Source organism: Hymenobacter sp. NBH84 (genome assembly GCF_014217645.1).
GTDB classification, from domain to species: Bacteria; Bacteroidota; Bacteroidia; order Cytophagales; family Hymenobacteraceae; genus Hymenobacter; species Hymenobacter profundi.
The window spans coordinates 103,558-119,639 of the sequence record NZ_CP043644.1 but is presented as its reverse complement, the minus strand read 5'-3'; the positions used below and the strand labels follow the sequence as shown (position 1 = coordinate 119,639).

Sequence of the window (16,082 nt, the reverse complement as noted above, 5' to 3'; positions counted from 1 at the left end):
AGGACCTTTGGAGTAGTAAATCACTCACTACTCCACGTTATGGAAGTCGAACAAAAACCGCTTACGCCGGCCCCGGCCGCGCCGCCCCAGGTGGTGCCGGGCTTCGTGAAGACGGTCGACACGTTTTTTTACGACAACCGGATTGTCCGGGATTTTGGCCTGGCCACTGTGTTTTGGGGCGTGGCCGGCATGCTGATTGGGGTGATTATCGCCTTTCAATTGGCCCGGCCTGAGGTGAACATGGGCACGCCCTACACCACCTTCGGGCGGGTGCGGCCGCTGCACACCAACGCCGTGATTTTCGCTTTCGTCGGCAACGGCATTTTCATGGGCGTGTACTACTCCTTGCAGCGCCTGTGCAAGACTCGGATGTACTCCGATGTGCTCAGCAAAGTGCACTTCTGGGGCTGGCAGCTCGTGATTTTGTCGGCTCTCATTTCCCTACCCCTGGGCTTCACCACCAGCAAGGAATACGCCGAGTTGGAGTGGCCCATCGACATCCTGATTACGGTGATCTGGGTGGTGTTTGGTTGGAACATGTTCGGCACCATTGCCAAGCGCCGCGAGCGGCACCTGTACGTGGCCATCTGGTTCTACATTGCCACGCTGCTCACGGTGGCGGTGCTGCACATTGTCAACTCGATGGAGGTGCCGGTGAGCTTCCTGAAAAGCTACTCGGCCTACGCCGGGGTGCAGGATGCGCTGGTGCAGTGGTGGTACGGCCACAACGCGGTGGCCTTCTTCCTGACCACGCCCTACCTGGGCCTGATGTACTACTTCCTACCCAAGGCGGCCAATCGGCCGGTGTATAGCTACCGCCTGAGCATCATCCACTTCTGGTCGCTGATTTTCATCTACATCTGGGCAGGGCCGCACCACTTGCTCTACACCGCCCTACCCGACTGGGCGCAAAGCCTGGGCGTGGTCTTCAGCATCATGCTGATTGCCCCGAGTTGGGGCGGCATGATCAACGGCCTGCTGACCCTGCGCGGCGCCTGGGATAAGGTGCGCGAGGAGCCGGTGCTCAAGTTCATGGTGGTGGCCATCACGGCCTATGGCATGGCTACTTTCGAAGGGCCGATGTTGTCGCTGAAAAACATGAATGCCATTGCCCACTTCACCGACTGGATTGTGGCGCACGTGCACGTAGGCGCCCTCGGCTGGAACGGCTTCCTGACCTTCGCGGTGCTCTACTGGCTGTGGCCGCGCCTCTACAAAACCGAGTTGTATTCCAAGAAACTCGCCAACACGCACTTCTGGCTGGGCACGCTGGGCATCCTGTTCTACGCCCTACCCATGTATTGGGCCGGGTTCACGCAGGGCCTGATGTGGAAGCAGTTCACCAACGAAGGGCTGCTGCAATACCCCAATTTCCTGGAAACGGTGCTGCAAATTGTGCCGATGTACTACCTGCGCGGCATCGGCGGGGTGCTCTACCTCAGCGGCGCGCTGCTGATGGTGTTCAACCTAGTGAAAACTGCCCAATCGGGCCAGTTGCTACCCAATGAGAAAGCCCAGGCCGCGCCCCTTACCCCACTCTACCTCACCAACAACGCTGCCGACCAGCACACCGACGGCTACTGGCACCGCTGGATTGAGCGGCGGCCCGCCCAAATGGCCATCTGGGCCACGGTGGCCATTGCCATTGGCGGCGCAATTGAGATGATTCCGACGTTCCTGGTGAAGTCGAACGTGCCTACCATCGCTTCGGTGAAGCCCTACACGGCGCTCGAACTCGAAGGCCGCGACATCTACATCCGTGAGGGCTGCTCCAACTGTCACACCCAGATGGTGAGGCCGTTCCGCTCCGAAACCGAGCGGTACGGCGAGTACAGCAAAGCCGGCGAGTTTGTGTACGACCGCCCCTTTCTGTGGGGTAGCAAGCGCACCGGCCCCGATTTGCACCGCGTGGGCCAGAAGTATCCGCACTCCTGGCACTACAACCACATGATGGACCCCACCAGCATGTCGCCCGGCTCGATTATGCCGCCCTACCCCTGGCTGTTCGAAGATGACATCGACTACTCGCACACGGCCGATAAAATTCGGGTATTGCGCAAGTTCGATACGCCCTACCCTGCGGGCTTCGAGGATGTGGCCGTGGCCGATGCCCGCAAGCAAGCCGACGGCATTGCCCGCGAGCTGAAGAAGGAGGAAATCGAGGTGAAGTCGGACAAGGAAATCGTGGCCCTGATTGCCTACCTCCAGCGCCTGGGCACCGACATCAAGGTGAACCCGCAGCAAGCCGCCGCTTCGGCGCAGTCGAACGCAGCTGAGATATCCCATTAGTCTTCAGCTTCCCTACCCTTAGTGTCATGGATAAGAACGTCTTACGCGCCATTGCCGGCGTGGAAATCTACCCGATTATCTCCTTCGTCATCTTCTTTCTCTTCTTTCTGGGGCTGCTGGCCTACGTGTTCGTCGTGAACCGCCAGCACGTGCATTCAATGAAAAACCTGCCGCTACTAGGCGGCGAGGACGAAACCACTCCAACCACTTTTAATTCCAACCTGCCATGCTAACCAAGCGCACTCTCCTCCTGACTTTGACGGGCCTTTTCACTAGCTATGCCGCTACTGCCCAATCTGCTACGCCTACTACGGCCGGACCCCAACCCACCGACGTCCTGAGCTGGCTGGCCTGGGGCCTGGCAGCTGTGGTGCTCCTTTTTGGAATGATGACTGCTAGCTCTCTGGCCTCGGTTGTTGCTTACTCGGTGCAGGAGCAGGAAGGCCCGAATGAAGCCGCCCCGGCAGTTTCTGATGCTGCTCCGGCTGCTGCTCCCACAGTGTCGGTAGCGTCTATTCCCGCCGTTCCCGTTGAGCAGAAAGTTGCCGCATGAGCCTACCGCGAAGAACTCTGTACGGTGCCAGCGCCTGGGTGCTAGCCCTATTGGGTAACCACCCGGTGCTGGCCCAAACGGCGGAGGCGCCAGCTACGGCAGCCGCTACCGGCGTTTCGGATAGCAAAATGCTGCTGTTCTGGTTTCTGGTGAGCACCTTGGCACTGGTCGTGCTGCTAGGCTTGCTGCTAGTCACGGCCTTGGTCGTGAAGCTGCGGCCCCAACTGCGCCGGGTATACGACATGCCTACCGTGCGCCACAGCTGGAGCGGCAAGGTACTGGGCCTGCTGGTGGGCGACCCAGTGCTGGTGACCGGCACCGTGCGCGACGAGGTGATTGCCAACCACGACTACGACGGCATCCACGAGTTCGACAACGACCTGCCGCCGTGGTGGAAGTATGGCTTCATCCTCAGCATCATTTTCGCCGGGGCCTACTTCACCTACTTCCACGTAGCCAAAGCGGGCCAACTCAGCCACGCCGAGTACGAAACGGAGATGCAGCAGGCCGCCCTGTTGGTGGCCGCTGGCTCCGACGACCCCAACCAGCTCACCACCTACCAAGCCCTACTCGCCCCCACCGACCTGGCCGACGGCAAAACCCTCTTCGTCCAAAATTGCGCCCCCTGCCACGGGGCCAGCGGCGAGGGCAAGGTAGGCCCCAACCTCACGGACGACTACTGGCTGCACGGCGGCGAAATCAACCACGTGTACCGCACCGTCAAATTTGGGGTGCAAGGCAAGGGCATGGTGGCCTGGAAAGGCAAGCTCTCGGCCAAACAGCTGCTGCAAGTATCATCCTACGTGGTATCGCTGCAAGGCACCAACCCACCCAACGCCAAGGAGCCCCAAGGCGAAATCGACCCCACGGCTAAGAAGCTGGCGCCGAATAGGTAGCGGGCGGCGGACCTCACCTCCCGGCCCCCTCTCCTCGGGGAGAGGGGGAGCCAGACGACAATGTGCCGTGAGCCATCTTATTCACTCATTATTGCTCCCCAAGTGGTGCTCTCGGCTCCCCCTCTCCCCGAGGAGAGGGGGCCGGGGGGTGAGGTGCACTGTCTGCAACCTGAATCCCATGAAAACTCCCACCTCAACCGAAAGCTTCCGCGATTCCATCGCCACGGTGGATGCCGAGGGTAGGCGCGTCTGGCTCTACCCCAAGCAGCCGAAGGGCGCCCTCTACCGCGCACGCACCTGGATCAGCTACGGGCTGCTGGCCCTGCTTTTTGCCGGTCCCTGGCTGCGTATCAACGGCTTGCCGGTACTCATGCTGAACCTACCGGCGCGGAAGTTTATCATCTTCGGGCAGATCTTCTGGCCACAGGACTTTTTTATCCTGCTGCTGGCGATGATGACGTTTGTGGTGTTTGTGATTCTGTTCACGGTGGTGTACGGGCGGGTATTTTGCGGCTGGGTGTGCCCACAGACCATCTTTATGGAGATGGTATTTCGGCGCATCGAGTACTTCTTCGAGGGCGACGCGCCCCAGCAAAAGGCGCTCGACAAAGCCGACTGGGACTGGAACAAAACGTGGCGTAAAACCGGCAAGCACGCGGTTTTCCTGCTGATTTCCTTCCTGATTGCCAACACGTTCTTGGCCTACATCATTGGCTCTGATGAGTTGGTAAAGATCATCACCGACCCGCCCCAGGAGCACCTGGGTGGCCTCACGTCGATGGTGCTGTTCACGGGGGTGTTCTACGCGGTATTTGCCCGGTTTCGGGAGCAGGTGTGCACCATTGCCTGCCCCTACGGCCGCTTGCAGGGCGTGATGCTCGATAAAGACAGCTTGGTAGTCGCCTACGACTACCAGCGCGGCGAGCCCCGCGAGAAGATGCGCAAAAACAAAGTGCGCACCGCCGGCGACTGCATCGACTGCCACCAGTGCGTGCAGGTGTGCCCCACCGGCATCGACATTCGCAACGGTGCCCAGCAACTGGAATGCACCAACTGTACGGCCTGCATCGACGCCTGCAACAACATCATGGCGATGGTGAACCTGCCGCCGAACCTCATCCGCCACGCCTCGGAAAACAATATTGCCACCGGCACTAAATTCCGGGTCACGGGCCGTACCAAAGCGTTATCGGCGGTGCTCATGGTGCTCCTGGTGGTGATGACAGGCCTGTTGGTGTCGCGGGCCAATGTGGCGGCTACGGTGCTGCGCACGCCGGGCCAGTTGTTCCAGAAAACCGACCACGGCACCATCACTAACCTCTACAACATCTCGGTTATCAACAAAACCAACCAGCCCTACCCCATCGAGTTGCGAATTCTGGAGCCGGTCCACGGTAGCATCTCACTCGTGGGTACCGATGGCCTGACGCTGCCGGCGCAGGGCATCACGGAGGGTGTGTTTTTCGCCGAGCTGCCCGCCGGTGCGCTGCACACCACCAGCTCCAAACTTCGCATTGGGGTGTTCAGCGGCGGCAAATTGATTACGGAGGAGAACACGAAATTCCTAGCCCCGCCCCGGTAAAGCCGCCTACCCGGTCCGACGCCTCCGGCATCGGACCGGTTGCCGCTTGATGCTGTTGAACGAGCTTCGTGCGGACGTTGCAGACGCCAAAACACACGGCGCAATCGCCAGCGTACGGCAACCGGTCGGACGCCTACGGCGTCGGACCGGAACCATCAAACCAACCACTCCATGACAACGACTCCCACCCGCACCCTCTGGCCCTACGCCATCGTCACGGCTTTTCTGCTGTTTGGCAGCTACATCGGCTACATGGTGAGCCAGACAATGCGCACCAACGTGGACCTGGTCAGCCCTACCTACTACCAGCAGGAGCTAGCCTACCAGCAGCGCATCGAATCGGTGGCGCGCACGGCAGCCCTACCCGTAGCCGTGACCATCACCCACGACACGGCGGCTTCGCAGCTCCAAGTGCAGCTGCCGCCTTCGTTTGCCGGCCGGCGTATTGCGGGGCAGCTCCACTTCTTCCGCCCCTCCAATCTGCACCTCGATTTCAACCTACCCCTGCAACCCGGTTCGGACCTCACCCAACGCCTCAACACCCAAAAAATGGCCCGCGGCTTCTGGCGCCTCCGCGTGGAGTTCACCGCCGATGGACAGGCGTATTTTGTGGAGAAGGATTTGGGAATTTAGAACAAATAATTACTGCGAAATAATAGGTATACAAAGCATCCATCTGAATAACTACCACATACAAAAGGGGCGTCTGCAACATGCATACGCCCCTTTTGTATGTGGTAGGAACAAGCATCTTTTCCCACCGAATCGTCGCTACTCAGTCGCGTTGCAGGTGCTTGCTGATGGCAATAACGTCTTCTTCGCCCAAGGCGGGCTCGGCCTGCTGGAAGGTGTCGTGGACTACCTCGCCCAGGGGCGTATTTAGACCTTCGGCTTTCGCCAGGCGCAGGTCTTTGGCCAGGTGCTTCAGGGCGAAGGCGGCTTGGAAGTTTTCGGCCATGATGGCTTCGCCTTTGATCTTGGAGAAAACGTTGCCCAGGGCGCCGTTGGCGATAATCGTCTGCATATCTTCCAGTTGCAGACCGTGCTGCTGAGCAAAGAGGAAGGTTTCGGCTAGGCCCTGCGTGTAGATGCCCAGCAAGATGTTGATAGCCAGCTTAGCGCGGTTGCCGTTGCCGGTGGGGCCGAGGTGCAACGCCAGCTTGCCCAGATGCTCAAATAGCGGCTGCGCCTGTTGGAAGGCCGGCTTGTCGCCGCCTACCATAATCACCAGCTGGCCGGTTTCGGCCTGCTTCACGCTGCCGGAAACCGGCGCATCGAGGTAGGTGTGGCCTTTTTGTTGGCTGAGACTCGCCATTTCTTCGCTGATGCCCGGCGATACTGTGCTCATATTGATGAGCAACTTGCCGCTCGCCGGGGCTTGGAGTAGGCCATCGGGGCCGGTGAACAGGTCGCGTATGGCCTGGTCGTCCGATACCATCAGGAACACCACGTCGGCCTGCTGCACCAGCGCCGCCGGCGACTCGGCGACAGTGGCCCCGGCGGCGCGCAGGGCTTCTTCTTTGTCTTTGCTACGGTTATACACGGCCACCGGGTAGCCGGCCGCCAGCAATCGGCCCGACATGGGGTTGCCCATCGTGCCCAGGCCAATCCAGCCGAGTTGAGGGTGTGCGTTCATGGATAGTAGTTGAGTGATGTAGAGTATACCATAAGAAGTGGAATTGGTTTGTTCTGCCGGGGTACCCCACCCCCCCGGCCCCCTCCCCTCCGGGAGAGGGGGAGCCGAACGATTAGGCTGTTAGCTTCTAGTTATTGTCTGATAGCTCCGGTAAAGGCTCCCCCTCTCCCGGAGGGGGAGGGGGCCGGGGGGTGGGGTACCCCGGCAGAACAAACATCACCCCTACCACCTGATTTTCGTCATATCATCGGCGACGGTTTATAGCCTACTTGCTTCCCAATTCGAACACGCGCTTTCCGCCGATGCTCTGGGCAGGTTTCATCTTTGGTCTTCTGGGTAGTTTTCCACTGCGTGGGCATGTGCGGTGCCATTGCGTTGGCGCTGCCGGGCAAGCTAGATGCCGCCGATACCCGCTGGCGCTACGTGGGTGGGCGGCTGCTTTACAACCTTGGCCGCGTTACCACCTACACGCTGCTGGGCGTGGCGGTGGGCGCGGTGGGGCAGTCGTTGCGGCTGGCAGAGTGGCAGCAGAGTCTGTCCATTGCATCGGGCCTGCTGATTCTGCTGCTTGTGGCGGTGCCCGAACGACACACCGGCCGTCTCGCCGACGCCCTCTACCTCGACCGGCCCCTAAGCTACCTGAAGCAAACGCTGGCGTACTTTTTCCGCCGGCAGGAGCTTTCGGCGCTGTACGTTACGGGCCTGCTCAACGGCTTGCTGCCCTGCGGCTTGGTGTACCTGGCGCTGGCCGGTGCTCTGAGCGCGCCGGGGGTAGGCGGTGCAGCCACTTACATGCTCCTGTTTGGGTTGGGTACGCTGCCGCTGATGCTGGGCCTATCGCTCACGGGGCAGCTGGTGCCGCTGGGGTGGCGCATGCGCATGCGGCAGGCCGTGCCCTACGTGGCCACCGTGCTGGCCGCACTATTCATTCTGCGCGGATTAGGGCTGGGGGTTCCCTACCTCAGTCCGCAGTTGGTGCACGCTGCTCCTGCCGCACATGCTGCTCAGCCTAGCACCATCCATTACTGTCATTGATTTTCAAACCAACGGCCACCCCTACTCTTTCCCCTATGAAAACTATTCTCGTCCCCCTCGACCTCACGGCGGCTTCGGAGCACGCACTGTTGTATGCCAACAAGCTAGCCGTGCGCTGGCCGGCCGAAATCGTGCTGCTCTACTGCCACCACGGCCCTACCCTCACCAGCGAGGAAATGCAGGTGTTGGAGCAACGGCTGCGCACGCTAGCCGAGCGCCTACGTTATCAGCAGCTCACGCGTCAGGATGGCCGCCGCATCCGCTACCACTACCGGGTGGTGTCGGGCTGTTTGCACGACCATGCACAAGCCGAAGTAGCCCGGCACGCAGCCGATTTACTGGTGATGAGCCTGGAGCACATCGACTGTGGCCGCCCCGATGTAGCTGGCAATCACGCCGCTACCCTTATCGACCTGGTAGCGTGCCCTGTGCTGGTGGTGCCGCCCGGCCGCCGGCCGCTGCCGAGCAGCGCCGTTTTCTCAGCCGATTTCGACAAGCTAGATACCAACCTCCTACCCCGCTTGTCGGCACTGGCGAAGGCCTTTCCGGCGCCGTTGCAGCTGGTACAGTTCTACTCGCCTCTGCACCGCTCCGACCGGATGCGCCTGAAGCGTGCCTTGGAAAAAGCCCGCCCCCAGCTCACCTGGCCCGACATCACCACGCACCTACTCGAAGACGACGACCAGCTGGAAGGCACCAGCGAGTTTTGCGCCCGCACCCAGGCCCAGCTGCTCATTGTGGCGCCCACCAGCAGCGCCTTGCTCCGCCGCCTGTTTGATGCCTGCTATACCACTACCCGCGCCTACCACACGCAGATTCCAGTGTTGGTACTGCGCCAGCCTCAGCCTACCACAGTGTGCTGCGCACGGTGCGCACGCCAAGCCCAGCACGAAGCCGTCCAACGCGCCGAAGCTGTTCACTAGCTCGCCACCTGCTCCTACCCCTGACAGGGGCATAACGCCCCTGTCAGGGGTAGTCACCTTATTACCAATTACTTACATTTACTGTTAACACTCCCTTCGTTATGCCTACCGTCCTCACCACCACCGATTCTTTTACCCGCGTTGCTGCCGAAATCTGGATGCGGGGTTTTCAGGAGCGCCTGTGCAGTCAACTCGAAACCACCGACGGTGGTACTACCTTCCAAACCGATGCCTGGGAGCATGAGGGCGGGGGCGGCGGCCTATCGAACGTTATTCAACACGGGGCGGTGCTGGAGAAAGGTGGGGTAAACTTTTCGGCCGTGTGGGGCGAAATGAGCGAGCCGGCCGGCCGCAACCTGCTCATGCCTAACCCCGAGTATTTTGCCACGGGTGTATCGCTAGTGCTGCACCCGCGCAGCCCGATGGTGCCCATTGCCCACATGAACGTGCGCTACTTCGAGGCCGGCAACGGCGAAGCCTGGTTTGGCGGCGGCATCGACCTGACGCCCATCTATGTGGTGGAGGCGCAAGCCCGTTGGTTTCACCAGCAGCTCCAGGCCGTGTGTCAGCGCCACAACCCAACCTACTACCCTCGCTTCAAGCAGTGGGCCGATGACTATTTCTACCTGCCTCACCGCCAGGAAACCCGCGGCGTAGGCGGCATCTTCTTCGACCGCCTCACGGTAGGAAAAGATGGCTCGTTCGAGGACCTATTTGCCTTCGTGCAGGGCGTGGGCGACGCTTTCGGCCCCATCTATACCGAGCTAATGCGCCAGAACCGCACCCTACCCTATAATACCCCCGAAAAGCAGTGGCAGCTTATCCGCCGCGGCCGCTACGCCGAGTTCAACCTCGCCATCGACCGGGGCACCAAGTTCGGCCTCGAAACCGGCGGCCGCACCGAGAGCATCCTCATGAGCCTCCCCCCGCAGTGCGAGTGGCATTACAACCAGCACCCCGCCCCCGGTTCGCCGGAGGCCGCTACCTTGGCGTGGCTGCGCAAGGGGGTAGAGTGGGTGTAATAGTGAGTAGTGAAGTTGTGAGTTTGTGAGTGGAAAAATACGGCTGTCATCCTGAGCGAAGCGAAGGACCTTGTCACGCGAGAACGAGTCGTCAATACGTCAATCACTCTATCGTTATAAGGTCCTTCGCTGCGCTCAGGATGACAGGCGTTTTTCCACTCACCACTTCACAAACTCACAACTTCACCACTCACCATCTCACTATTTCACCATCTCACCACTCCTAAGTATCTTTATGGGTCAAACTCTATCCGTTGCGCTTTAAATCAGACCTGCATGAGTACTAAGCTGCGTCTTATCATCCTGAGCTTTTTACAGTTCTTTATCTGGGGCTCGTGGCTGATAACCATCGGAGCCTACTGGTTTCAAACCAAACAGTGGTCGGGGGCGCAGTTCGGCGCTATCTTCTCTACCATGGGTATCGCCTCTATTTTTATGCCCTCGCTCATGGGCATTGTGGCCGATAAGTACATCAATGCGGAGAAGCTCTACGGTGTGCTGCACCTGCTGGGCGGCGTTGTGCTTTTCACCATTCCGTGGGTCACGGACCCCGGCATGTTCTTCTGGGTGATTCTGTTGAACATGATTTTCTACATGCCTACCCTCTCGCTGTCCATTGCCGTGTCGTACTCGGTCTTGAAGCGTGAGGGGCTGGACGTAGTGAAGGACTACCCGCCCATTCGGGTGTGGGGCACCATCGGCTTCATTGTGGCCATGTGGACGGTGAGCTTGCTGGGCTTCGAGAAATCGGCCAACCAGTTTTACGTGGCGGCTGGCGCGGCGCTGCTGCTGGGTCTGTATTCGTTCAGCCTACCCAAGTGCCCGCCCACGGCCAAAGACACCCCTAGCCGCTCGCTGGTGGATGTACTGGGTCTGAAGTCGTTTGCCCTGCTGCGCGACACCAAGATGGCGACCTTCTTCCTGTTTGCGCTGCTGCTGGGCGCTGCTTTGCAGCTCACCAACGCCTATGGCGACACTTTCCTGCACGATTTCGACCAGGTACCGGCCTACCAGGATACCCTCACGGTGCGCTACCCGGCTATCATCATGTCGATTTCGCAGATTTCGGAAACGCTGTTCATCCTCGCAATTCCGTTCTTTCTGCGGCGCTTTGGTATCAAGCAAGTGATGTTTTTCAGCATGATTGCCTGGGTGCTGCGCTTCGGCCTATTTGCTTACGGCAACCCCGGTTCAGGCCTTTGGATGATTATTCTGTCGTGCATTGTCTACGGCATGGCCTTCGACTTCTTCAACATCTCCGGTTCGCTGTTCGTGGAAACCCAAACGGCGCCAAGCATCCGGGCCAGCGCGCAGGGGTTGTTTATGATGATGACTAATGGCTTTGGGGCCGTGCTGGGCAGTTCCATCAGCGGCATCGTGATTCAGAAATACTTCACCGCCGCCGATGGCACCAAAGACTGGCACAGCATCTGGATAACCTTTGCGCTGTACGCGCTGGTTATTGCCGTACTGTTCGTGCTGCTCTTCAAGCATAAGCATAACCCGCAAGCAGTAGAAGACGCACACCCCGAGCCGCTGCTGTCGGTGGAGCAGGCGTAACACCCCTTATTTAATGCACTATATTTTATGATGCTGCCGGCTACCCCGGACCTCTCTCCGTCCTTCACTCAGCACGGTTTTCAGCCGGTAAATTGGTTTTACCTAACGTTTGGCGAACTTCCTTCCCGCGAAATCTATCAGCTTGCCTCTTCGGAAGCACGCCAACTGGTGCTCACTGCGTTGGGTGAAACATACGACCTGGGCCAAGTCACTGTCGTCAAGTCATTCTACTTGGAAGAAGTAGGCAAGCCCCCCGAGCTTCATTACTACGCCTTGTCACCGGCGCCACATGTGCTTCTGTGGTTGTATGATCGTGGCCTGTACGGTGACCAAGGTGTTCAACTTTTCTATTCTTCTCGTACCGACGCTGCTGTATTAGCCCAGCTTAGAGCCCTACTTACCGCTCAGCTTGATACAGGAAAACTAGAGCGTCAGCGCATTCAGGTACTGCGCCTAGCAAATAACGATTTAGAGTTCTCGCCCCTACCCCTCAAAATCCCCGAGCTCGATCTTGCCGCCAGTTACAACGGCGACTTGCTGCCCGCACACGAGGCCATTGTGAAGCGTTTGCAGAAGCCGGACGATAAGGGGCTCGTTATTCTGCATGGGCCGCCCGGCACTGGCAAAACCAGCTACATCCGGCACCTCTGTAGCCTCACCGATAAGCCCAAGCTATTCATCCCGCCTAATCTGGCATTGCGTATCGCCGATCCGGAGTTTATCAATCTGCTGCACGACAACACCAATTCCATTCTGCTTATTGAGGATGCTGAGGAGCTACTAACCAAACGCGATGCCTCCGGCAGCAATGCGGTAAGCAACCTGCTCAATCTCAGCGATGGATTGCTATCAGATGGCTTCCATATTCAGATTATTTGCACCTTCAACGCCGACCTAGCCCGGATCGACAAGGCACTGCTCCGCAAAGGTAGGCTTATTGCCTCCTACGCCTTCGAGGCGCTGGCGCAACCCAAGGCGCAGGCGCTGGCTACCTCACTCGGTCAAACTACGCCCGTCACGGAGCCTATGACGCTGGCTGATATCTACAACCGGGAAGATGAGACGTTTGTCAGCGAGCCGAAAGCTACTGGGCGTATTGGCTTTGGAAGCAGCAGATAACAGCTCGACAGTATAAAATAAGTTTATTTTTAGCCTAAAAGTAGTTCATCAAAAAACCCGCATTACAGAGCGTAATGCGGGTTTTTTGATGCCACTGCGAAGGAGAGCTTAGAATTGCTCGTTGGCGGGGAAATAGAAGTCGCCTTCGATTTGCGCGTTTTCGTCGGAGTCGGAGCCGTGCACGGCGTTGGCTTCGATGCTCTTGGCGTACTTCTTCCGGATGGTACCTTCCTCGGCGTTGGCGGGGTTGGTAGCACCAATCAGCGTACGGAAATCAGCCACGGCGTTGTCCTTTTCCAGGATGGCGGCCACGATGGGACCCGACGACATATATTTTACCAGATCCTGGTAGAAGGGACGCTCCTTGTGTACTTCGTAGAATTGGCCGGCGCGCTCGGGCGTCAGCTGTACTTTCTTCAGGGCTACGATGCGGAAGCCACCGGCTTCGATCATTTGCAGAATGCCACCAATGTGGTTGTCCTGCACGGCATCGGGCTTAATCATGGTGAACGTGCGGTTGGTTGCCATACGATTCAGGGTCAAAGGGTAAGGGTAGGAAATTAAAAAACCGCCGCGGCGGTTTGTGGGCGCAAAAGTAGAGGTATCCGGCGAGAGTTGCCGAGTTGCACCGAATAAATCCTGCGGGCACCTTTTACAAAGCAGTGGCGTTTGACCGTATCCGACGCGCTCAGGCGCTCCTATTTTGAGAGCCGGGCGGGCCGTTTCGTTGCAATTCCGGAATTTTTCCGACTTTTGCCGCCTTGTTTCCGTCGTAAAATACCGACTTTCAGCCATCTAGTAGTAGGCAATGTCCACAATTACCGCCCTGCAAGAGCTGCTTGCGCAACCCCGGCAGATTTTCATTACGACCCATCACAAACCTGACGCCGATGCTTTAGGCTCGTCGCTGGCTATGATGGGGTATCTCCGCAAAAAAGGTCACCACGTTACTGTCGTGACCCCTTCCGACTACCCCGACTTCCTGGCTTGGATGCCCGGCAACGAAGATGTAATCATCTACGAGCGGCACCAGAACGACGCGCAGGTACGGGACCTCATCAACAAAGCGGAGGTTATTTTCTGTCTGGACTTCTCCTGTCTCAACCGCATTGCGGAGATGGGCGAGTACATCCGGCACGCGCCCGGCACCAAGGTGCTCATCGACCACCACCAGGAGCCCGAGAACTTTGCTGATCTGGATTTTTCCAATTCAAGCGCGGCAGCGGCTTCGGAGCTGGTGTTTGAGGTGATTCGCGATTTGGGTGACCAGGATTTGATTGACGTGGGTATTGGCGAGTGCCTGTACGCGGGCATCATGACCGACACGGGCTCGTTCCGCCACCCCAGCACCTCCCGCAACGTGCACCTGATTATTGCCGAGTTGCTCGATGCCGGCATCAATCTTTCTGATGTGCACCGCCGCATCTACGACTCGCACTCCGAGATGCGCCTGCGCTTCCTGGGCTTTGTGCTGAAGGACAAGCTCACGGTGCTGCGCGAGTACAACACGGCCTACATTTCCATCACCCAGGACGAACTGCGCCAGTACCAGTCCAAAACCGGCGATACGGAAGGCCTCGTCAACTTTGCCTTGAGCATTGAGGGGGTAGTGTTTGCCGCTATTCTCATCGACCGGGGCTCGGCGGTGAAGATTTCCTTCCGCTCGGTGGGTGATTTCTCCGTGAGTGACTTCTCGCGCCAGCATTTCCAGGGCGGCGGCCACCACAACGCCGCCGGCGGCGTCAGCTACGATTCACTCGACAACACCGTGCAGCGCTTCATCGACTTACTGCCGCAGTACCAAACGCAACTGGTCACGGCTCCTTTAGTAGTTGCGCCCCGTTCGGCGTAACTTGCCCGAAATTCTCTTTTCTAACTCTACCTTACTCAATGCTTTCTCAACGCATTTCTTTGAGTCTGGCCCTGGCGGCCGGCTTTCTGGGCCTCGCCTCCTGCAACAAGGGCGGTGGCGATTTTCAGAAAACCAAGTCTGGTATCGAATACAAAATCTTCAAGAAGGTAGGCAACAAGTACGAGCCCCGCGAAGTAGCCGTCACCGGCGACCCTACCTACAAAGAGCGCATCGGCAAGATTATGGGCTTGCACATTGAGTACCGCACAGCGAAAGACTCGCTGCTGATGAGCTCGCGCGTGCAGCGCATGGGCATCCCCGCGCCGTTCCCACTGGACTCGGTGCAGCAGAAAGGTGCGGAGGCCGAAGCCTTTGCCATGCTCCAGCCCGGCGACTCGGCCGTGTTCAAGTTCAACGCTGACACGCTGGCTATGAAGAACTCGGGCCGTCCGGCGCCGCCCTTCATCAAGAAGCAGGGCAACACCATCACCATGCTGGTGAAAGCTGAGAAGGTACAAACCCGCGACGAGGCTATGGCCGACCAGCAGAAGCAAATGATGGACGCGCAGGTGAAAATGCAGGCACACGCCAAGGAGCAGCTGAAAAAGGATGATGTGATTCTACAGGAATACATCAAGAAAAACAACCTGACTGCCCAGCGCGATACTTCAGGCGTGTACTATATCATCACGCAAGCCGGCACCGGCGCCAAGCCCAAGACAGGCCAAACCGTTTCGGTGCAATACAAAGGCACCTTGCTCAATGGCAAAGAGTTCGACTCTTCTGCTAAGGGCAACGGCGGTAAGCCAATTGAGTTCCCGCTGGGGGTAGGCCAGGTGATTCCGGGCTGGGACAAGGGCATTGCCCTGCTACCCAAGGGCTCGAAGGCCGTACTGCTGATTCCTTCGTCGCTGGCCTATGGGCAGCGCGGCGCGGGTGCCGACATTCCCGCCGATGCGCCTCTGCGCTTCGATGTAGAGTTGGTAGACGTGAAGCAACAATAGGTAAATAACCGCCGCTGGATGCAACCCGGCGGCGGTTATTTTTCTCTTACTGGTATGATGAATACTTTTTCTTTCTTCCGCGCCTCGCGCTTTGTACTCGGTTTGCTGGTATTGCTACTGAGCGTTTCGTCCTGCCTCAACAACGACAGCAACGACGATTATCTTGAGGACTTGAAACGCCAAGCTGCCCAAGCTAAAATAGACGACGAAGCTACCATTCAGAAGTACTTAGCCGACAATAAGATCACGAAGTTTGATAAACGCGCTTCGGGTATGTATTTCGTGCAGGACAGCACTGCCCTAGGTACTGGCGATATGCCGAAAGCTGGTCAAACTGTTTCGGTGCGCTACACCGGCTATTATTTCACTACCCCCCCCAAGGCATTTGATGCCTCTGGCGCTACACCTTTTCCTTTCACGTTGGGCATCGGCCAAGTAATTGCGGGCTGGGACGAAGGCATTGCACTGATGCGCAAGGGAGGCAAGGCTACCTTACTTATTCCGTCAGAATTGGCATACGGTGTATTTGGTCGCTCTACTATTCCGCCGAATACACCGCTACGCTTCGAAGTAGAACTGATCGACATTAAATAAGCTAAGCGGCTACCTTT

At 58.4% G+C, this 16,082-nt stretch carries 16 protein-coding genes; 14 read left to right on the top strand and 2 right to left on the bottom strand.

Annotated elements, in window-relative coordinates; translation table 11 throughout:
• The first annotated feature begins 39 nt into the window (after nucleotides 1-39).
• From ccoN to F1C16_RS00465, 6 genes are all read left to right on the top strand, one after another.
• Nucleotides 40-2,289 carry a cytochrome-c oxidase, cbb3-type subunit I gene (gene ccoN / locus F1C16_RS00490; RefSeq protein WP_185282444.1) on the top strand — a complete coding sequence of 750 codons (2,250 nt, stop codon included), beginning with the start codon at nucleotides 40-42 and terminating at the stop codon, nucleotides 2,287-2,289.
• Between the two features lie 26 nt (nucleotides 2,290-2,315).
• Nucleotides 2,316-2,522, top strand: coding sequence for a hypothetical protein (locus tag F1C16_RS00485; protein ID WP_185282443.1), 207 nt, complete (start codon nucleotides 2,316-2,318; stop codon nucleotides 2,520-2,522).
• Nucleotides 2,523-2,545: 23 nt separating this feature from the next.
• Nucleotides 2,546-2,842: a hypothetical protein gene (locus F1C16_RS00480; RefSeq protein ID WP_185282442.1), complete on the top strand. Its 297-nt coding sequence runs from the start codon at nucleotides 2,546-2,548 to the stop codon at nucleotides 2,840-2,842.
• The gene (locus F1C16_RS00475) at nucleotides 2,839-3,738 is read left to right on the top strand and encodes a cbb3-type cytochrome c oxidase N-terminal domain-containing protein (protein ID WP_185282441.1); all 900 of its coding nucleotides are present in this window, start codon (nucleotides 2,839-2,841) and stop codon (nucleotides 3,736-3,738) included. The genes F1C16_RS00480 and F1C16_RS00475 overlap by 4 nt, the downstream gene beginning before the upstream one ends.
• A 178-nt stretch (nucleotides 3,739-3,916) precedes the next feature.
• Entirely contained in the window at nucleotides 3,917-5,320 is a 1,404-nt protein-coding gene (gene ccoG / locus F1C16_RS00470; protein ID WP_185282440.1) for a cytochrome c oxidase accessory protein CcoG, read from the top strand.
• Between the two features lie 171 nt (nucleotides 5,321-5,491).
• Nucleotides 5,492-5,953: a FixH family protein gene (locus tag F1C16_RS00465; RefSeq protein ID WP_185282439.1), complete on the top strand. Its 462-nt coding sequence runs from the start codon at nucleotides 5,492-5,494 to the stop codon at nucleotides 5,951-5,953.
• A 142-nt stretch (nucleotides 5,954-6,095) separates the two neighbouring features.
• On the opposite strand, the gene F1C16_RS00460 is transcribed toward F1C16_RS00465, so the two are convergent.
• Nucleotides 6,096-6,956 carry an NAD(P)-dependent oxidoreductase gene (locus F1C16_RS00460; RefSeq protein WP_185282438.1) on the bottom strand — a complete coding sequence of 287 codons (861 nt, stop codon included), beginning with the start codon at nucleotides 6,954-6,956 and terminating at the stop codon, nucleotides 6,096-6,098.
• A gap of 324 nt (nucleotides 6,957-7,280) precedes the next feature.
• Here F1C16_RS00460 and F1C16_RS00455 point away from each other — a divergent pair, with 324 nt between their 5' ends.
• The 5 genes from F1C16_RS00455 (at nucleotide 7,281) to F1C16_RS00435 (ending at nucleotide 12,615) form a co-directional block, all read left to right on the top strand.
• A complete protein-coding gene (locus F1C16_RS00455; protein ID WP_258048981.1) occupies nucleotides 7,281-7,991 on the top strand; it encodes a sulfite exporter TauE/SafE family protein in 711 nt (236 codons plus the stop codon).
• Between the two features lie 35 nt (nucleotides 7,992-8,026).
• Complete coding sequence (locus tag F1C16_RS00450) at nucleotides 8,027-8,914, top strand: universal stress protein (protein ID WP_185282437.1); 888 nt, start codon at nucleotides 8,027-8,029, stop codon at nucleotides 8,912-8,914.
• 101 nt (nucleotides 8,915-9,015) lie between these two features.
• Complete coding sequence (gene hemF, locus F1C16_RS00445; RefSeq protein ID WP_185282436.1) at nucleotides 9,016-9,936, top strand: oxygen-dependent coproporphyrinogen oxidase; 921 nt, start codon at nucleotides 9,016-9,018, stop codon at nucleotides 9,934-9,936.
• A gap of 276 nt (nucleotides 9,937-10,212) precedes the next feature.
• On the top strand, nucleotides 10,213-11,496 hold the full coding sequence (locus F1C16_RS00440; RefSeq protein WP_185282435.1) for a nucleoside permease: 1,284 nt from the start codon (nucleotides 10,213-10,215) through the stop codon (nucleotides 11,494-11,496).
• A gap of 27 nt (nucleotides 11,497-11,523) precedes the next feature.
• Nucleotides 11,524-12,615 carry an AAA family ATPase gene (locus tag F1C16_RS00435; RefSeq protein WP_185282434.1) on the top strand — a complete coding sequence of 364 codons (1,092 nt, stop codon included), beginning with the start codon at nucleotides 11,524-11,526 and terminating at the stop codon, nucleotides 12,613-12,615.
• 108 nt (nucleotides 12,616-12,723) lie between these two features.
• Here the strand turns inward: F1C16_RS00435 and F1C16_RS00430 are convergent, their stop codons facing one another.
• On the bottom strand, nucleotides 12,724-13,143 hold the full coding sequence (locus tag F1C16_RS00430) for a nucleoside-diphosphate kinase (RefSeq protein WP_185282433.1): 420 nt from the start codon (nucleotides 13,141-13,143) through the stop codon (nucleotides 12,724-12,726).
• 280 nt (nucleotides 13,144-13,423) lie between these two features.
• On the opposite strand from F1C16_RS00430, the gene F1C16_RS00425 reads away from it, so the two are divergent.
• From F1C16_RS00425 to F1C16_RS00415, 3 genes are read left to right on the top strand one after another with little or no spacing between them, the layout of a single operon-like run.
• Nucleotides 13,424-14,467, top strand: coding sequence for a bifunctional oligoribonuclease/PAP phosphatase NrnA (locus F1C16_RS00425; protein ID WP_185282432.1), 1,044 nt, complete (start codon nucleotides 13,424-13,426; stop codon nucleotides 14,465-14,467).
• Nucleotides 14,468-14,505: 38 nt separating this feature from the next.
• A complete protein-coding gene (locus tag F1C16_RS00420; protein WP_185282431.1) occupies nucleotides 14,506-15,471 on the top strand; it encodes an FKBP-type peptidyl-prolyl cis-trans isomerase in 966 nt (321 codons plus the stop codon).
• A 54-nt stretch (nucleotides 15,472-15,525) separates the two neighbouring features.
• Nucleotides 15,526-16,065, top strand: coding sequence for an FKBP-type peptidyl-prolyl cis-trans isomerase (locus F1C16_RS00415; protein WP_243900280.1), 540 nt, complete (start codon nucleotides 15,526-15,528; stop codon nucleotides 16,063-16,065).
• The last annotated feature ends 17 nt before the right edge of the window (nucleotides 16,066-16,082 follow it).

Coding starts and splice junctions, on each gene's coding strand:
- F1C16_RS00430 (WP_185282433.1), bottom strand. CDS start 13,143: ATGGCAACCAACCGCACGTTCACCATGATTAAGCCCGATGCCGTGCAG.
- F1C16_RS00435 (WP_185282434.1), top strand. CDS start 11,524: ATGATGCTGCCGGCTACCCCGGACCTCTCTCCGTCCTTCACTCAGCAC.
- F1C16_RS00425 (WP_185282432.1), top strand. CDS start 13,424: ATGTCCACAATTACCGCCCTGCAAGAGCTGCTTGCGCAACCCCGGCAG.
- F1C16_RS00415 (WP_243900280.1), top strand. CDS start 15,526: ATGATGAATACTTTTTCTTTCTTCCGCGCCTCGCGCTTTGTACTCGGT.
- F1C16_RS00460 (WP_185282438.1), bottom strand. CDS start 6,956: ATGAACGCACACCCTCAACTCGGCTGGATTGGCCTGGGCACGATGGGC.
- ccoG (WP_185282440.1), top strand. CDS start 3,917: ATGAAAACTCCCACCTCAACCGAAAGCTTCCGCGATTCCATCGCCACG.
- F1C16_RS00465 (WP_185282439.1), top strand. CDS start 5,492: ATGACAACGACTCCCACCCGCACCCTCTGGCCCTACGCCATCGTCACG.
- hemF (WP_185282436.1), top strand. CDS start 9,016: ATGCCTACCGTCCTCACCACCACCGATTCTTTTACCCGCGTTGCTGCC.
- F1C16_RS00420 (WP_185282431.1), top strand. CDS start 14,506: ATGCTTTCTCAACGCATTTCTTTGAGTCTGGCCCTGGCGGCCGGCTTT.
- ccoN (WP_185282444.1), top strand. CDS start 40: ATGGAAGTCGAACAAAAACCGCTTACGCCGGCCCCGGCCGCGCCGCCC.
- F1C16_RS00485 (WP_185282443.1), top strand. CDS start 2,316: ATGGATAAGAACGTCTTACGCGCCATTGCCGGCGTGGAAATCTACCCG.
- F1C16_RS00475 (WP_185282441.1), top strand. CDS start 2,839: ATGAGCCTACCGCGAAGAACTCTGTACGGTGCCAGCGCCTGGGTGCTA.
- F1C16_RS00440 (WP_185282435.1), top strand. CDS start 10,213: ATGAGTACTAAGCTGCGTCTTATCATCCTGAGCTTTTTACAGTTCTTT.
- F1C16_RS00450 (WP_185282437.1), top strand. CDS start 8,027: ATGAAAACTATTCTCGTCCCCCTCGACCTCACGGCGGCTTCGGAGCAC.